This window comes from Halobacillus litoralis (assembly GCF_009856415.1).
GTDB lineage: Bacteria > Bacillota > Bacilli > Bacillales > Halobacillaceae > Halobacillus > Halobacillus litoralis_C.
In genome coordinates, this window is record NZ_WMEZ01000002.1 from 477,706 (window position 1) to 493,806 (window position 16,101).

At 42.0% G+C, this 16,101-nt stretch carries 21 protein-coding genes; 11 read left to right on the forward strand and 10 right to left on the reverse strand.

Annotated features, from left to right (window positions below; translation table 11 throughout):
- The first annotated feature begins 187 nt into the window (after positions 1 to 187).
- From GLV98_RS07835 to GLV98_RS07850, 4 genes are read left to right on the forward strand one after another with little or no spacing between them, the layout of a single operon-like run.
- The gene (locus GLV98_RS07835; RefSeq protein ID WP_160913787.1) at positions 188 to 871 is read left to right on the forward strand and encodes a glycosyltransferase family 2 protein; all 684 of its coding nucleotides are present in this window, start codon (positions 188 to 190) and stop codon (positions 869 to 871) included.
- A gap of 9 nt (positions 872 to 880) precedes the next feature.
- Entirely contained in the window at positions 881 to 1,240 is a 360-nt protein-coding gene (locus tag GLV98_RS07840) for a DUF2304 domain-containing protein (protein ID WP_160913789.1), read from the forward strand.
- 9 nt (positions 1,241 to 1,249) lie between these two features.
- The gene (locus GLV98_RS07845) at positions 1,250 to 1,621 is read left to right on the forward strand and encodes an EamA family transporter (RefSeq protein ID WP_160913791.1); all 372 of its coding nucleotides are present in this window, start codon (positions 1,250 to 1,252) and stop codon (positions 1,619 to 1,621) included.
- 13 nt (positions 1,622 to 1,634) lie between these two features.
- A complete protein-coding gene (locus GLV98_RS07850; protein ID WP_202409963.1) occupies positions 1,635 to 2,897 on the forward strand; it encodes an ArnT family glycosyltransferase in 1,263 nt (420 codons plus the stop codon).
- 478 nt (positions 2,898 to 3,375) lie between these two features.
- Here the strand turns inward: GLV98_RS07850 and GLV98_RS07855 are convergent, their stop codons facing one another.
- The 8 genes from GLV98_RS07855 to GLV98_RS07890 all read right to left on the reverse strand — a co-directional run bounded on the left by GLV98_RS07855 (position 3,376) and on the right by GLV98_RS07890 (position 9,262).
- Positions 3,376 to 3,939: a hypothetical protein gene (locus GLV98_RS07855; protein WP_160913793.1), complete on the reverse strand. Its 564-nt coding sequence runs from the start codon at positions 3,937 to 3,939 to the stop codon at positions 3,376 to 3,378.
- 11 nt (positions 3,940 to 3,950) lie between these two features.
- On the reverse strand, positions 3,951 to 4,091 hold the full coding sequence (locus GLV98_RS07860) for an anti-repressor SinI family protein (protein ID WP_237417069.1): 141 nt from the start codon (positions 4,089 to 4,091) through the stop codon (positions 3,951 to 3,953).
- 13 nt (positions 4,092 to 4,104) lie between these two features.
- Positions 4,105 to 4,344 (reverse strand): helix-turn-helix domain-containing protein, encoded by a 240-nt coding sequence (locus tag GLV98_RS07865; protein ID WP_237417070.1) that lies wholly within the window; start codon positions 4,342 to 4,344, stop codon positions 4,105 to 4,107.
- Between the two features lie 203 nt (positions 4,345 to 4,547).
- Complete coding sequence (locus GLV98_RS07870; protein ID WP_160913797.1) at positions 4,548 to 5,735, reverse strand: helix-turn-helix domain-containing protein; 1,188 nt, start codon at positions 5,733 to 5,735, stop codon at positions 4,548 to 4,550.
- Positions 5,736 to 5,812: 77 nt separating this feature from the next.
- A complete protein-coding gene (locus tag GLV98_RS07875) occupies positions 5,813 to 5,950 on the reverse strand; it encodes an anti-repressor SinI family protein (protein WP_160913799.1) in 138 nt (45 codons plus the stop codon).
- Between the two features lie 269 nt (positions 5,951 to 6,219).
- Positions 6,220 to 6,675 carry an IDEAL domain-containing protein gene (locus GLV98_RS07880; RefSeq protein ID WP_160913801.1) on the reverse strand — a complete coding sequence of 152 codons (456 nt, stop codon included), beginning with the start codon at positions 6,673 to 6,675 and terminating at the stop codon, positions 6,220 to 6,222.
- 262 nt (positions 6,676 to 6,937) lie between these two features.
- On the reverse strand, positions 6,938 to 8,644 hold the full coding sequence (locus GLV98_RS07885; protein ID WP_160913803.1) for a phospho-sugar mutase: 1,707 nt from the start codon (positions 8,642 to 8,644) through the stop codon (positions 6,938 to 6,940).
- A gap of 378 nt (positions 8,645 to 9,022) precedes the next feature.
- Complete coding sequence (locus GLV98_RS07890; RefSeq protein ID WP_160913805.1) at positions 9,023 to 9,262, reverse strand: hypothetical protein; 240 nt, start codon at positions 9,260 to 9,262, stop codon at positions 9,023 to 9,025.
- A 439-nt stretch (positions 9,263 to 9,701) separates the two neighbouring features.
- Here GLV98_RS07890 and GLV98_RS07895 point away from each other — a divergent pair, with 439 nt between their 5' ends.
- Genes GLV98_RS07895 through thrB form a run of 3 tightly spaced genes read left to right on the forward strand, consistent with a single transcriptional unit; the run spans position 9,702 to position 12,959 of the window.
- Entirely contained in the window at positions 9,702 to 10,994 is a 1,293-nt protein-coding gene (locus GLV98_RS07895; RefSeq protein ID WP_160913807.1) for a homoserine dehydrogenase, read from the forward strand.
- A 1-nt stretch (position 10,995) separates the two neighbouring features.
- Positions 10,996 to 12,051 (forward strand): threonine synthase, encoded by a 1,056-nt coding sequence (gene thrC / locus GLV98_RS07900; protein WP_160913809.1) that lies wholly within the window; start codon positions 10,996 to 10,998, stop codon positions 12,049 to 12,051.
- Positions 12,048 to 12,959, forward strand: a complete 912-nt coding sequence (gene thrB, locus GLV98_RS07905) for a homoserine kinase (RefSeq protein WP_160913811.1) — start codon at positions 12,048 to 12,050, stop codon at positions 12,957 to 12,959. Before thrC ends, thrB begins: the two co-directional genes overlap by 4 nt.
- Before the next feature lie 216 nt (positions 12,960 to 13,175).
- Here the strand turns inward: thrB and GLV98_RS07910 are convergent, their stop codons facing one another.
- On the reverse strand, positions 13,176 to 13,628 hold the full coding sequence (locus GLV98_RS07910) for a VanZ family protein (protein ID WP_160913813.1): 453 nt from the start codon (positions 13,626 to 13,628) through the stop codon (positions 13,176 to 13,178).
- Positions 13,629 to 13,828: 200 nt separating this feature from the next.
- Here GLV98_RS07910 and GLV98_RS07915 point away from each other — a divergent pair, with 200 nt between their 5' ends.
- Positions 13,829 to 14,209, forward strand: coding sequence for a hypothetical protein (locus tag GLV98_RS07915; RefSeq protein WP_160913815.1), 381 nt, complete (start codon positions 13,829 to 13,831; stop codon positions 14,207 to 14,209).
- A gap of 32 nt (positions 14,210 to 14,241) precedes the next feature.
- On the opposite strand, the gene GLV98_RS07920 is transcribed toward GLV98_RS07915, so the two are convergent.
- Complete coding sequence (locus tag GLV98_RS07920) at positions 14,242 to 14,736, reverse strand: sigma-70 family RNA polymerase sigma factor (RefSeq protein ID WP_160913817.1); 495 nt, start codon at positions 14,734 to 14,736, stop codon at positions 14,242 to 14,244.
- A 163-nt stretch (positions 14,737 to 14,899) separates the two neighbouring features.
- On the opposite strand from GLV98_RS07920, the gene GLV98_RS07925 reads away from it, so the two are divergent.
- The 3 genes from GLV98_RS07925 to GLV98_RS19965 are packed head-to-tail and all read left to right on the forward strand — an operon-like array spanning position 14,900 to position 15,935.
- Positions 14,900 to 15,370, forward strand: a complete 471-nt coding sequence (locus GLV98_RS07925) for an RNA polymerase sigma factor (RefSeq protein WP_160913819.1) — start codon at positions 14,900 to 14,902, stop codon at positions 15,368 to 15,370.
- A 47-nt stretch (positions 15,371 to 15,417) separates the two neighbouring features.
- Positions 15,418 to 15,702 carry a hypothetical protein gene (locus GLV98_RS07930; protein ID WP_089652072.1) on the forward strand — a complete coding sequence of 95 codons (285 nt, stop codon included), beginning with the start codon at positions 15,418 to 15,420 and terminating at the stop codon, positions 15,700 to 15,702.
- A gap of 41 nt (positions 15,703 to 15,743) precedes the next feature.
- Positions 15,744 to 15,935: a hypothetical protein gene (locus tag GLV98_RS19965; RefSeq protein ID WP_237417094.1), complete on the forward strand. Its 192-nt coding sequence runs from the start codon at positions 15,744 to 15,746 to the stop codon at positions 15,933 to 15,935.
- Positions 15,936 to 16,101 lie beyond the last annotated feature (166 nt).

A 16,101-nucleotide genomic window follows, 5' to 3' on the forward strand; every position in this document is an offset into this window, starting at 1 on the left:
GAATTTAGGCGGTTACATTATATCATACGGATGCAACCATCATGTCGTTTATTGTAAAAAATTCTCTAATTTCCAATTACACAGTAAATTTTGAGCATGTACCTCTTCCTACTGTATGTTACAATATTCGTTGTGCAGAAATATTTGAAACATTATTTTCCATTATGGAAAGGAGAAAAAAGACCTTATGAAGGTTCTTATCATTATACCAGCTTATAATGAAGAAGATTCGATTTATGATACCGTTCAAAGTGTAAAAGCCTCTACCGATTACGACTATATCGTTATTAATGACGGTTCAAAAGACCGCACCCCTTATATTCTTGAAGAAAATGGCATTCATCACCTGACCCTTCCTAATAACTTGGGAATTGGGGGAGCCATGCAAACCGGGTACAAGTATGCTCTAAGAAACGGTTATGATTACGCCATTCAACTGGATGCCGACGGCCAGCATAATCCAGTGGATTTGAGAAACTTGATTGATGAAATTGAAAATACGGGATATGACATGATCATAGGCTCCCGATTTGTTGAGCGAAGTGGTTACAGAGGAAGCATCACAAGAAGAATCGGAATCTATTACTTTTATGCCATGCTTAAGCTACTCACTAGAATCAGAATCACCGATCCTACCTCTGGTTATCGGGTAGCCAACCGAAAAGTCATTCAGGAATTTGCCAACCATTATCCTATCGATTATCCAGAAGTGGAAGTCCTGGTTCATTTAACGAAGAAGAAATTCAAAATTAAAGAAATTAAAGTCGAAATGAATAACCGACAGGGAGGACAATCTTCCATTACTCCCATCAAGTCTATTTATTACATGACAAAAGTCACCTACTTCTCTTTAATCAGGTCGATATTTTAAGGAGGACCTATGAGCATCGTACAAATCATCGTTATCGTCTCAGCTCTATTTTTTTTCGGGCAAGTGATGTACTTCACTTCCAAAAATAAATTACAAGATCAACAAGCGTTTATTTGGTTGATGTTTGCAAGCATCGGTGTCTTACTGGCATTATTCTTAGATAAAATCAATCAGCTCGCAAGTTCCATTGGGATCGCCTATATGCCATCCCTTATTTTTGTGCTCGCGTTCTTGATCATTTTGAATCTATTAATCTTTCACACCATCAGCCTTACGAAGCAACAGAACAAAGTGAAAAATTTAACGCAAGAATTAGCGTATTTAAATAAAGAAATACGAGAAATAAAGAAAAATCAACTCAAAGGATAGATGTATTACATGGGAATCGTGAACTTTGGTTTAATCTTTTTAAACACCCTAGTACTAGTTTCAGGACAATTTTTATGGAAATATGGACTCATGCAGAAAGAAGTCAACTTTCAAAATATCGGTGACATCATTTCATTATTTTTATCACCTTTTATCATTGGAGGACTGACTCTATACGGATTTGCAACCGTCCTTTGGTTGTTCATTCTAACAAGAGTCCCACTCAGTGTCGCTTACCCGATTCAAAGTATCGCTTATATTCTTGCTGTATTTGGCGCCTATTTCATCTTTAATGAGCCATTATCAACGACGAAAATTGCCGGTGTCCTATTAATTATGATCGGGGTTTCACTGATCGGCTTTTCTAGTAACAGCATGTAAGGAGCACGACATAATGATTTCTTTTCTCAAACGATATAAAAATCACTTCATCTGGCTCATTGTTGGACTGGCATTAGCCCTAAGGTTAACCGCTCTGCTCAATTACGGCTTGTCTCTATATCTAAATAGTGACGATGCCGGATATATCTCTAGTGCGGTTACCTTTCTTGAAACCGGTATGCTTACCTATCATGATCCTACACACCCGACCGTCCACATTATGCCTGGTCAGACCGTGCTGTTAGCAAGTATTTTCTTCTTCCTTGGTCATGGTGATTTAGGCATTTATGCAGCTAAAACCTTATTCATCCTATTAGGTACATTGAATGTGTACCTCGTTTATTGCCTTGGCAAGTACATAGCAAACATCAAGGTCGGACTTCTAGCCGCCTTTTTCTTAGCTATTTTTGTGCCCCAAGTTTTGACGGATAATTTATTATTGACAGAAACACCATTTATGACCTGCTTGCTCGGTCTCGTTTATTTTTCCATCAAATTAGCCAATGAGAAGAAAATGTCTCATTTCTTTCTATTGATGCTTTTTTACGTGAGTGCGATCATGTTCAAAGCTACGATCGCTTTATATCCATTCGTACTGCTCATCTATTTCATCGCAAAAAAATACCCGCTAAAGTTAGCTCTCAAACAAGCACTTATTGCGATTGGTATTTTACTCATCACTCTCGGCCCATGGTGGGTGAGGAATTATATCCATTATGACGAATTCATCCCACTGACGGGCGGATCCGGAAACCCTCTTCTACTAGGAACGTACCAGGGACATGGATATAATATTGGCGAACCCTATGAAAAAGTGAAGCAGGATATAAAAGATATGGACACTGCCCATGCCTACGAAAGGTTGAGTCTACAAAAAGAAGCAGCCATAGAAAGAATAAAAACATGGTGGGAAGAAGATCCCCAACTGTTTTTAAAGTCTTACATCGAATTTAAAACCATTAACCAATGGGAAACCCAATTCTATTGGATTGAAATATTCAATATAAGCAAAGAGCTGGTCAACAAAATCCAAGTTTGGATCATGTATTTAGGATTAGCTTCCTTAACGGTCTTCTTCCTGTTGCGAGAAGGGAAAAGAGAATACATGTTTTTGCTATTGCTCATTCTCTACACGACAATCTTAAACAATATTTTCTTTTCCTATGATCGGTACAACCAACCGTTCATGTTCATAGTATTCTTATTCATTGCCGGTTTTTTGACCACATTCATTCATTTGGTTATGAAGAAAGTATTCTCCCTAAAGCCGCAATAAAAAAAGACGTCCTCGCAGGGCGTCTTTTTCTATTCTTGCAGCTGCTCTATTAATTGATCAATAACTTCTCTAGACGATAGCAATTCAGCATTTTCTGTTCGTTGAATAATGTTTTGTAATACTTCCTGTAAATTATCCATGCTACCCACCTTTTCTGTTCTCTTAATCTCTTATATTTACTTAAACCTTCGTCTTTAAACGACTTTTTCTGACGGCTGTCTATGTATGTACTGCATTAGACGATTCCATCTCCTAAAAGGTTTCAAAAATCTACTTATTTCCTGGGAAATTTGTCTAAATAATAAACACTCATATAATAATAGCTTAATTTTTTAATAATTAAAAGCATTATATTATTAATTTATGAAAATCCTAGCCTCCCGTGAATAAAACGATTAAAAAGCCTAGCCCAAAATGATCTGGTTGAACTAAGCTTCCATTATTTTTTCATGAGGGTGTGGACGGTCCACGCTCTATGTTAAGAGACTGTAGCCCATGTTCTTCGGAGTGTCCTGAGCTTATAACTTCCTCCCACGTCAAACCTGTGTACATGTTTTTGGATGACCTCCAAGCCTTCGACATGGTAAGTGAAAAAGATGACAGCAGGGTGCATAAAGGAATCATAAAAAAAGAGGGGGTTAAAGCTTCTATTCACTTTTTTCAACTTCCACTTTCTTAGTAGATCCAACTGGCGAACATAGTCATCATCAATGATTGCCTGTGATATGACATCGGTTCTTCTATGACTATACTCCAGCAGGTGATGATAACACATCGCTGCTTGTACATAAGATAATGGAGACTCATCCCCTGCAATACTTAACATAAATTCCTCCTCATCTCCCCGTTCATAGTGATTAGCAACCACATCATTGTTTGAACACAATAAAGACCATCCATGTTTTAGGGATAGTTGTGAATACTGATGGACCACACCATCTAAACGGATGCTCTCCTCCGTTTTTAATGGAATAGGAGGGATGGGAAAGTTGATTTGATTTTTAAAGGTGGCTTCGCGCTTAAATATCGTTTTATTTTTCACACATGCTCCTCCTACTTTTCCATTTTAAGAAGCTCGTAGTTATTATTTTTTTGGAGAAAACCTTTGACGTCATCTATGGATAGCCCTCGTTCTTTTGCTTCTTTGATCAGAGTCACCCACTCATCATCCATATCTTTCTGATCATCACACAAGCTTTTTCTCCTTTCATTCACGCGTCACCTTTTCCCTTTGGTCATCTTCTCCGTACTTATGCGTCAATAATTCTTCTAATGGTACATCCAGTGTCCTTGCCAGTTTTCCCATGATAATGAGTGAAGGATTTTTTTGTACGCCCCTCTCGATATTACTGATGTATGACTTAGAAACTCCGGACTCTTTCGCAAATTCATTCACAGACAACCCTTTTCCTAAACGCAACACGCGGATCTTTTCCCCAATAGACATCATCCATTCTCCCTCACCTTCATTGTAATTGACTTTTGTTCTTTATAAAGAATATTATAATATCTCAGTTCTTTAAAGGAAACATCTGAATTTGTTTACTATCTACGTTTTATAAACAAAATACTACCGATATCATGCATATCCTTTATTTTCATTTCTTTTTTGAGAACAAAAAAACAGCCAAGATAACAATCCATGGCTGTTTAACTCTTTTCTATTTGATATTTTCGTCTAAATTCTTTTGGGCCGATGCCTTCCATGCTCTTAAAAACTCTCGTGAAGTAACTTTGGCTGTTGTATCCGAGCAGCATACTAATATCCATCAATGAGTGATGGGTGATACATAAAAGTTCTTTCGCTTCCTTAATTCGCTGCTGGTTAATAAAGTGAGTGATGGACATCCCTTTTTCTTTCGTAAACACCCCTGATAAGTAATTGGGATTCACTTTCAACGTTTCTGCAATCCCCTTCAATGTGAGCTCTTTCGTCAAGTTCTGAAAAATGTATTTCTGTGCTCTTTCTACCAGTGGTGAATGATAAGGGTGTTCATCAATTTTTTTTATACGATCGAGAAAGGATTGCAGGATGTTCAGTTCGAGAGACTTCAAATCTTCCAACAAAACCTTTGACTCTAAGAAATTGATATAGAAGTCACTAAGGGAGTTGATTTCATCCTGCTGGGCTCCTTTTTCAATGCATATGTAACCTAACTCGGACACAAGACGAATCATATGATTTTTCATCGTTCGCACGTCAGGGTTGATGAGGGATTTTTCTCTGTGTGCCTGATACTCTTCTAAAGCTTGTGCTTCCCCTTTCTTAAAGAGATCAATAAAATGCTGTTTTGAAGCTACAATTTCAGGGTACGAGTGAAGCGACTGAGTAAAAGCTTGATAATGGTTACGGACTTTTTCTTCCTCTAGTGCATATCTGACTTTATTTTCTTTATTTGGAAATAGTTGGTTAAGCAACCGTTTAACCGAATGGATTTGAACTTGATTCCATATAGGAAGCTGTTGGTAATATTGAACGAACTGTTCCTCGAATTCCGAATCCAGATCATTCATGACAAGACTCATTTTCACACGTTTTCTTGATACATCCTGCTGCAAAAATGGACCGACACCTAATACATACTCCTTACCTTCCATCTCCATGGGATAGAGAAAAAGATGTTGATCATAAGGATCTGTAAACAACTGAATGGTGTATGGACGTTTTCTGCTTTCATTGATATAACTTCTATGTAAGTCTCTCAATACGGACGGTGGTTTTTGAAAACTGTCTGGAAAATGGTAGGACAATTTGTTTCGTTCGTTAATTAACAAAACCGGGGTGTGTAGAGCGATGGAACAATCCTTTAATAAATTTATAATTTCATATTTCGTCATGATAGACCCCTCACTGCATCATAATACTCATTAATTCTATCATGTCAAAAAAAGAACACCCTTTCAAGTAAAGGGTGTCAAACCGTTTTCTTTTGTTTTTGATTCTTTTGTAAAAAGCGTTTGACCTCTTCTGTACTTAATCCTAGCGCTTTCGCTTCCTTTATGAGAGAAACCCATTCGTCATCCAACTTATACTTACCAGAAAGCGTCTCCATCCGGTCACCCTCCCTAATATGGTTAAATCGATGAGGTGAGCTTCATGATCGGTTGTATCCCCGATTCTATGAGCTCTCATGCTCCTATACCTATCTCTTCTATGTACTATTATAATAGATGGATATAGATGGAAATTTAAAAATACTCATTATTTTTTCACAAATTTCAGTTAATTTTTCTGATTTTTCACAAAGTTATTGTAACTTTTTGTAGAATGTAGTATTAGGATAAAATACCCAGGCATGATTAGGTTCATACCTGGGTGTTTTTACGTGTACATGTTATTCCATTTTTCAGTGAGAAGACGGAAGGCGTCTTCATCATTTTGATCGATCGCCTTGTCGATGAGGCGTCGAAGGTTGTTTTTTTCTAATTCACGGATGATTTCCTTTACTTCTTTAGATGATTGCTGACTGATTTCGATCCCCTCTTCATAATACGGCGACACAATCGTATGAAGGTGCTTGATAAACTCAGGCAGTTGCAGCAAATCGGAGACAGAAACATAAACCATTTTCTTGCCCCGTTGAAAAACGAATATATCGAAAACGTTATGCACCCGTTGACGATTGCGGTCGATTATAATTTCTCTTGATTCCATTGGGATGAACTGATACAACTCATTGTCAATGAATAGCGAAAAGTACTGGTAGGCTAGAACGACTCGAATGAAGCGTTTGTCTTCTTTAACATAGTATGGCTTTAGCATTTTTATGTTCAACATGGGCCCACCCCTTTTTCATTAAATCTGAATTTTCAGTATTTTATTCTATTATGGCGCATTTGTCAACAAAATGAAAGCGATTCATACGGAATGGGCTGTGGGTTGCGCTTGTTTTTAGAGTGGTGTTTAGGAAGGTTATGTAGCGATTAAACGCTGGTGGGGAACGACCCAACTTCGTGGAACAGCGATCTAACGTAGGTTCATAACGACTTAACATAAAAAAACCTCGGTCCCGCGTGAAACGGAATCGAGGTTTAATCATTCAGATGAGCGCATGCAAGCGTTCGTTGACTGTTGCTTTCACTGAGGCCAGTAGTTCTTCACTTTCTTTTCTTGTGTCGGATTTCACTCCGTAATAAAACTTGATCTTCGGTTCTGTACCTGATGGGCGCAAGCAGAACCAGCAATCGTCTTCAAGGATGAACTTGACGACATTGGATGTCGGAAGATCGATTTCCTCTTCCGTTCTGTCCTGCACATGTTTACGAATGGTCTTCGCGTAATCTTCGATAGCAACGACTTCTTTTCCACCCGCTTCTTTGATTTCCGCGTTACGGAAGTCGTCCATGATGGCTTTGATCTGTTCCGTTCCTGATTTTCCTTCGAGCTTCATCGACTGAAGGTCTTCAAGGAAGTAGCCGTGTTTTTCATACAATTCATCGAGCGCATCGAGCAACGTTTTGCCTTGATTCTTCCAATGCGCACCCACTTCTGCAGCAAGGACAGCGGCCTGGACAGCGTCTTTGTCACGGGCAAAATCTTTTACAAGGTAACCGTAGCTTTCCTCATAACCGAACATGAACGTGTGCTCGCCTGTCTGTTCGTATTCACGGATTTTTTCCCCGATAAACTTGAAGCCTGTCAGCGTATCGAGGGAACGGATGCCGTAGGAGTTTGCGATCACTCGCCCGAATTCAGACGTGACAATCGTTTTAATTAGGAGACCGTTTTTAGGCAATTGTTCAGATTGACCGAGAATGTAATCCAGTAACAACGCCCCAGTCTGGTTTCCTGTAAGGACGACATATTCTCCTTTTTCATTCGGAACGGCAACACCGAGTCGGTCGGCATCCGGGTCTGTCGCCATCAACAAATCAGCTCCGATGGCTTTTCCTTGGTCAATTGCCATTTCGAAAGCCTGATGTTCCTCAGGGTTCGGAGATGCGACGGTAGAAAATTCAGGATCCGGCTTCGCTTGTTCTTCTACAATATGGATGGAAGTGAATCCACTTTGCTCCAGTCCTTTTTCCACAAGATCACGAGCTGTGCCGTGCAGTGGTGTGAACACGAGGGATAGGTCCTTTTTGATATCCGGCTGGACGGTAACGCCTTTTAGTGCTTCAAGATATGCCGCATCAACGTCATCATCAATCCAGCGAAGCAGCCCTTTTTCTTCAAGCTCCTGCTGATCAGCGGCTTCAACTTTCAATTCGTTTTCCACTTTGTTAACGAAATCGATCATGATTTCCGCCTGCTCAGGAGGGAGTTGACCGCCGTCCTCGTTGTAGGCTTTGAAACCATTGTATTCCGGAGGGTTGTGGCTCGCCGTTACGACTACGCCTGCTGCTGCGTTCAAGTGACGGACAGCAAATGATAGCTCCGGTGTCGGTCTTAAGGATGTAAATACGTAAGAAGGAATGCCGTGGTGACCAAGGACACGAGCGGTCTCTACCGCGAACTCCTTGGACATATAACGGGAATCATAAGCGATCGCTACGCCCCTGTTGGACAAGCCCTGGTCGTTGACATACGTTGCCAGACCTTCAGCCGCTTTTCTCACGGTATAGATGTTCATGCGGTTTGTTCCTGGTCCGAGCTTTCCGCGCATTCCACCTGTCCCGAATTCCAGGTTCTTGTAGAAAGCATCTTCCAAAGATTGTTCATCTGATGTTAGTTCTTCTAGCTTTGATGCAAGATCAGCATCAAGTTCGGTAAATTCTTTCCAACGGTTGTAATCATTTTTCCACATGCACAACACTCCTTCGTAATTATTTTTTCTTTAGCTATTTAGGGAAGTTCTTTTCTAAGAGCGGAAATTCGACTAGTGACGGCTGTAGTAGCCCGACATAGAAATCCTGCTCGTTCTTCTCTAGTTCTTTTCATTCGCCATTATTTGGTCGAATTCCTGTTTTTTCGGCGCATTTAGATAGAAATCTTTTCATTTTCTTTACCTTTTACACCAATAGCTATGAAATTATGTAACTACTTATATAATTATAACATTTAAGTAGGAGGGTTCTTTTGTGGAAATATCTGTATGACCTGGTCACCCTATCTTTTCCATAAAAAAAAGAAGACCGCTGTGGCAGGCTAGCGGCCTTCTTCCTTTACTGCTCCAGGTGTGACTTTAATCTGAGGGGAAAAAATTAAGTAGGGATTTGTGGATTTCACCACAAACTTCCATGTGCATTGCATCTTGATTATAGCTGTTCTCTTTTTCTCTGTGTACTCGATAGGCTGTTCTCATGCCTTCGCGAATAAATTCATCTTTTCTCGTGTGTACACCCCATTTTTGCACCAGATCATTAATGTAACGGTCGTAAACGATTAATGAGAATGGCAGCATTGGGGGTCCCCCATATTTCATCTTTTTCACCTCCTGGAATATATTTTCATATTAGTTATAAAGTACCTTGAATGAATAGTCAATATCTCCTAATCTTCTTCTGTATTCGACCTTACAAACTTTACAATAAATTATTCTAAAAAATTGCATTTCTCCATGATAATCTTTTCGAAATCTAGTTTCTTTATAGTCAAGGTAGGTATAAAACTCTTTTATCAGCTGTTTATTAATCAATTGTAAATGTTATGTAAATTGTGTTTACATCCCTATTCCAAAATATGTATGACCAGGTCACCATAATAGATATTTCATAATTCCATTTTCTGGTGTACCAGGTCATACAATATTTGGTTATTATGAATCGTCGGATAATTCGGTCTTGTGCTTCAATTTCCTTTCCGTTACAATGTCCTTTATACAAAGAATAATGTTTATTTCAAGTAGACAAGGAGTGTGAACGATGAATAAAGCCATTACCGTAGGACTACTAGGACTTGGGACGGTCGGAAGTGGAGTGATTGAGATCCTCCGCGATCATAAAGAACGCATTGAACATAAGACAGGGTGTGATGTCACGATTAAGTCTGTGCTTGTCAGTGACATGTCCAAACCCCGCGAGGTTCCGGCTGAGACCCAGTTGACGGATCAGTACCAGGATATTACGAGAGATCCGGAGATTGATGTCATCGTAGAGGTGATGGGTGGGATCGATCACACGCTTACTATATTATTAGAAGCGATTGAACATGGAAAACACATCGTGACGGCGAACAAGGATCTTGTCGCCCAACACGGTGAACAGCTATTCGAAGCTTGCCAGAAGCATAACTGTGACTTGTATTATGAAGCGAGTGTCGCCGGTGGGATTCCGATTATCCGCTCGATCATGGATGGACTTTCCTCTGATCGTATTACGAAGATGATGGGGATCGTGAACGGTACGACAAACTATATCATGACGAAAATGGCGCAGGACGGCGTTGATTTTGACAGCGTCTTGAAGGAAGCGCAGGATCTTGGTTTCGCAGAGGCGGATCCAACGGCTGACGTGGACGGTCTGGATGCGGCGAGAAAAATGACGATTCTATCAATCTTAGGTTTTTCTATGCCTTATAGTTTAGAAGATGTCGATATCAAAGGCATCCGCGGCATTTCTTCTGATGATATTACCTATGCGGAAGAGCTTGGCTATCGCATCAAACTGATCGGGATTGCGGAAAATGACCACAATGGAGTTTCTGTCAGTGTCGAGCCGACATTGCTTCCGATTCAACACCCGCTTTCTTCTGTGAATGATGAATTCAATGCGGTTTATGTATATGGAGATGCCGTCGGCGAGACGATGTTCTACGGTCCGGGTGCCGGTAAACTTCCGACAGCGACGGCGGTTGTAGCGGACTTGATCGCCGTATTGAAAAATATCCGCCTCGGGACAACGGGTACAGCCTATGTGCAGCCACAATTCCCTAAGCAGGTGAAAACGAAAAAGGAACAGGTGACGAAGAAATATATCCGTCTACATGCCGATGACAAGGCAGGCATGTTGAACGACTTGACGAACATTTTCGCTCAATACGACCTCTCCTTCGATCAATTCACCCAGCGTTCCACCGACCAGGAAGGGGAACGTGAATTGATGATGGTGACCCACCAGGTGAGCGAGGAAGATTTTGAAAAAGCCATCCAGGATCTTGAAACACTCGATTCTGTAAGAAGCATTGACAGCATATTCCGTGTAGAAGGAGGAAACTGACATGTGGCGTGGATTAATTCATGAGTATGGCGAGTTTTTACCCGTTAACGAAAAAACACCAAAGCTGACGTTGCATGAGGGGAATACCCCGCTCCTTCCGATTCCGTCCATCTCGCAGGACCTTGGAATTGAAGGCTATGTAAAAATTGAAGGAGCCAACCCGACAGGCTCCTTCAAAGACCGTGGCATGGTGATGGCAATGGCCAAAGCCATTGAGGAAGGTTCAGAGGCTGTCATTTGCGCTTCTACAGGAAACACTTCCGCTTCGGCGGCTGCCTTTGCGGCAAGAGCAGGTCTTCGCTGCATCGTCGTCATTCCTGATGGGAAAATCGCAGAAGGAAAATTGGCACAGGCCGTCATGTATGGTGCGGAAATTTTTGCAATCAAAGGAAACTTCGATGACGCTCTTCGTATGGTCCGGAAAATGGCAGAGCATGAACCTGTCACACTTGTAAACTCCGTGAACCCTTACCGTATCGAAGGTCAGAAAACGGCGGCATTTGAAGTTTGTGATGCCCTTGGCTCTGCACCGGATATTTTAAGCATTCCCGTCGGTAATGCCGGAAACATTACGGCGTACTGGAAAGGATTCAAAGAATACAATGAGCGCCATGGTTCAGGCCTTCCCCAGATGATGGGCTTTGAGGCAAGCGGTTCTGCCGCGATCGTCCGTAACCAGATCATCGAAGACCCGGAAACGCTGGCTACAGCCATCCGGATCGGTAACCCGGCAAGCTGGGATAAAGCGTTGAGCGCACGCGATGAATCGAATGGATTGATCGATGAAGTGACGGACGAAGAGATCGTTGAAGCGTATCAATATTTAGCAGAAAAAGAAGGCGTGTTCGCTGAGCCTGCCTCCTGTGCTTCCATCGCAGGCATGATCAAAAAGGTGAAGGACGGCACGATTCCACAAGGTTCGAAAATCGTTCACGTGTTAACAGGAAATGGCTTGAAAGATCCGAACACAGCGATTGAAAAGAGTCCAGTCAAACCGGCGCGCATCGAAAATGATTACAACATTTTCGCTTCCGCTGTGACAGGTGTGCAATCATGAGCCGGTTTCAAATCCGAGTGCCTGCGACATCCGCGAATCTTGGCCCGGGATTTGATTCCGTCGGCATTGCGCTATCAAAATACGTGACGCTTGACTGTCAGCCGGCCGATGAGTGGTACTTTTCCGTTCCTGAGGAAGACCAGCCCTATATTCCTTCAGGTAAAAGCAACCTGATTTACAAAACGGCATTATTCACAGCCGAAGCTATGGGTTATGAAGAGCTGCCTCCGACACATGTGGAACTGACGAATGATGTGCCGATTGCCCGAGGCCTCGGCAGCTCGTCGACCGCCGTTGTCGGAGGCATTGAGCTCGCCGATCATCTCCTGGGGCTCGGCTTGAGCCGTTATAAGAAGTTCAAAATCGCCTGCGAAATCGAGGGACATCCTGACAATGTCGGCCCCGCGATTTTTGGCGGCATCATGGTATCCAATTACGATGGTGAGCATTTGGATTATGTCCATTTCACAGAGGGAATGGATGAGTTGACGTGGCTCGCGATCATTCCGGACTATCACTTGGAAACAGAAAAAGCACGTGGTTTGCTGCCTGTGGAGATGGACTATAAACAGGCGGTCAACAATAGCGGAAGTGCCAATGTCCTCGTCGCTGCATTAGCTACGAAAAATTGGCCGCTTGCCGGAAAAATGATGCAGAGCGACCGCTGGCATCAGCCTTATAGGCAGGTGCTCATTCCGGGCTTTTCTTCTTTTAAAGAGATCCTGGAAAAAGAACAGTCGCTCGGCCACTACATTAGCGGCGCAGGCCCAACCACCGTTGCCCTTTTTGATGAATGGGATGAAAGTAAACGGGAACGGCTTGAATTGGCACTAGAAGAATTCCAAGTCGAACCACTTCAAGTGAATCTGAGTGGTGCGGAAACATTTGTACTAGCTCCTGAAAAATGACGAAGAGAACCAGAGGATGCTCCGCTGGTTCTCTTTTTTGTTTTCTTTAAGAGAAGTTATGTTTCGATCGATCGGGCTTTTGAGGCGATTTTCCTTTCTGTGGTGTGGCTCGGTCCTCCTTTGGGGCGACTCGACCCCTTTTGGCGCGATACGGACTCCCTTTGGCGCGACCTGATTCTCTTGCGGCGCGCTATATACTAAAACGAACCACATGCATTAACGTTTGAAAATCCTTTTTCTGAAGAATAACAAAAGAATCACGCAGCCCCCGATCAAACCACCAACGCTGTCCAACACAACATCCCCTGCATAAGGCGTACGATTTGGTGTGAGCGACTGGTGATACTCATCAAAACAAGCATAGAGAACGGTGATGATGTAAGAAGCAATCAGCTTTCCTTTTAACCCCCATCCCGTGTTGTGATGGAAAGCGAGGAATGTCGTGACCATGAGGAGAAAGAACACGGTCAGGTGGGCCGCTTTCCGGATGAGAAACTCCAACATGCCGTCGACGCCGCGATTTTCTATATTGATCGTCTCGCCGTAATAGGTGAATTCGATTAATGATAGTACCGGTTTAAGTAAGTCTAAATTGATATATAGGTTCATTGTTGGACGTAGGTCCTGTTGTTCATAAGGTTGAGAAGAAAAATAGAATATCATCCCCATTACACCCAGGGGTAATAAACTATATATAATTTTTTTATACAAAGTAAGCCACACTTTCCTATTATCATTTCATTTAGCATACCTAATAGTTTACAACACCTGTAAGTGAATTTAAAAGATTTAAAGAATTACTAACTCCTACTATTATTATGGGTAAAATTTGTATACAATGTTACTAGAAATGAAAAGGGGGATTCGAAATGGCGAAGAAGAGTAAACAATACGATTATGACCTCAGCGAAGTGAAGCGTCTGATCGGCGAGACAGATAAAAACTACCGAGAGATCGCTGCTGAGACAGGATGCCCGTATGCGAGCGTCGTGTATCATGGTCGTAAGATCCGTGGACGCGTCAATCGTATGCGTCAGGAAGATATGATTGAAGAACAACCGCAATCGTTTTTGTCGATTAAAGAGGATCAACATACATCAGAGGATGCGACGATGTTGTCTGGCGGGACGACGCTGAGCATTTCCAGAAATGACGTCCATATCCAGGATGCAGAACAAGAAGCTGCTAAAATGATTAAAGCTGCCCGTGCCCTGGGATTGAGTAAAATAAACATAACCATTAATAAGTAAGCGCACAGTCTCGGAGTCTTCTCCGGGGCTTTTTACATGGTCGTTCCGAGTTCCTTCAGTTTCTTTCTCGCATGTCTGCCCCAGTTCTTCACAGCATCCTGGGTTACTTTTTCCAAACGGGCAATTTGTGAAATGGAACGGTCCATGACGATATAGTGATAGACCCACTTCCACTGGTTCGGTGTGAGATTCACCTTCACCTGATTCCACAGGTGTTCATCTGTAATCTCGTCCTCCCAATGGTCGCGCCCTTCCTGCACGATACGTTCGGCGATCCCCTCTTCCTGTTCATAGATTCTTGAATCTTTGCGGATTTTATCAATTAAGGCGTTGCGGACTTTCCAGTGCATGTATGACTTCAACGTTCCCGCCTCAGGGTCATATGTACGGTAGGCATTCCACAGGGCAAAAAGACCTTCGGCATAAAAATCTCCGTTACGATCTCTGATATTCAGCTTGTGAATGTGATAATGGATCAAATCTTCACTTTCTGCTACTAATCTTTCAAACATCTCATCTGTGACCATAAGACACCCTCCCTAAATGATCTTTCATACTATAATCGAAAGAAAAAGGGGTTTTGGTGTCATGGTTTTGCAAATTTTTCAATTTTCTCTAGGGGAAAATTTGATTTTTGCTTCCCTTCCGTTGGGAAATACAGGATAATAGATGCATAGAAAGGAGTGTGTCATGAAAGATTCTATTCTCGATTTCCACGCTTATCAACGCCTCATCCATTCCAGTCTCCGTCATTGGGACCTCCCAGAGTCTTATGAAGACTGCCTGCAGGAAAGCTACCTCATTTACTTACGTTGTGTAGAAAGGTATGACCCCGACCGAAGCAAGTTTTCCACGTTTTTCATTCAATCCTTGTACAGACACTTCCAAACGATGAACCGCAAAAACCATCGAAGCAGGGAAGCTGTTCACTTTTTCTCCATCCATCATCTACATGAAAAAGATCCTCTGCAAGAACCTCTTCTCCTTTTTGACATCCATCATTACTCTTCCCTGACCCTAAAGGAACAGATTATTTTTGAACAGTGCTATACCGGTTACACAGCGAATGAAATCGCTCTAAGGATAGGAGTGAGTCTTTCTACCATTAAAAGAGCGCGTAAACAGATGAAAAGGAAAGTTTCCAGCAGTTTATCAATGTAATAAATAGGGAAAATACTATTATCCTATTAAAAACGGAGGAATCTTCTTTGGAGCAAACGTCCCGATCCTTGTTCCCTCTAGCGAATATTTGGCTCGATGATGCACCAACAACATTCACCCATGCCTTCCTCGAGCGTCTCGCATACGAATGGATGGTGGAAATCGTCAACCCTTTCCCCCTGCCTCTGTTAGAAGATCGAGAACTAGTACTCGACATCTCCATCGAACAAACCGACGGCACGCTATTTGCCCACCTCCCCATTCAGTCCTACAGCATCGAAGCTGGCAATGAATTCACCGTCTACCGTTTCCACATGTATCCACCGGAGTAATCGCGATTTTCCTCCACGTTCCATAGAATGTTATACTATTGATGATGTTTTATGGAAAGGAAGAGACGATGCTCTATCTCGCTTTTGCAGGATTTTTTCTCATTTATTTAATTCTGGGATGGTTCACGAACGCCATTGAAATGTCGACGTTCAGCGCCATCTTCAGTGTCGCGTTTCTATGCCTGAACCTCTACATGTTCTGGAAAGAAAAGAAAAAACAAAGCTCCTCATAAAAAGATCCGTCTAAAAAGACGGATCTTTTTTGTTGAGCCGTTATAGAATTGATATGGATGGAATTATTTGTATGACCTGGTACACCAGAATTTGCAAGACCTGGTCCAACAATATTTGGAAATGATGCAGGAGTTTAGGCGCTTTTGTCGAATAAAGGAGAGGTGT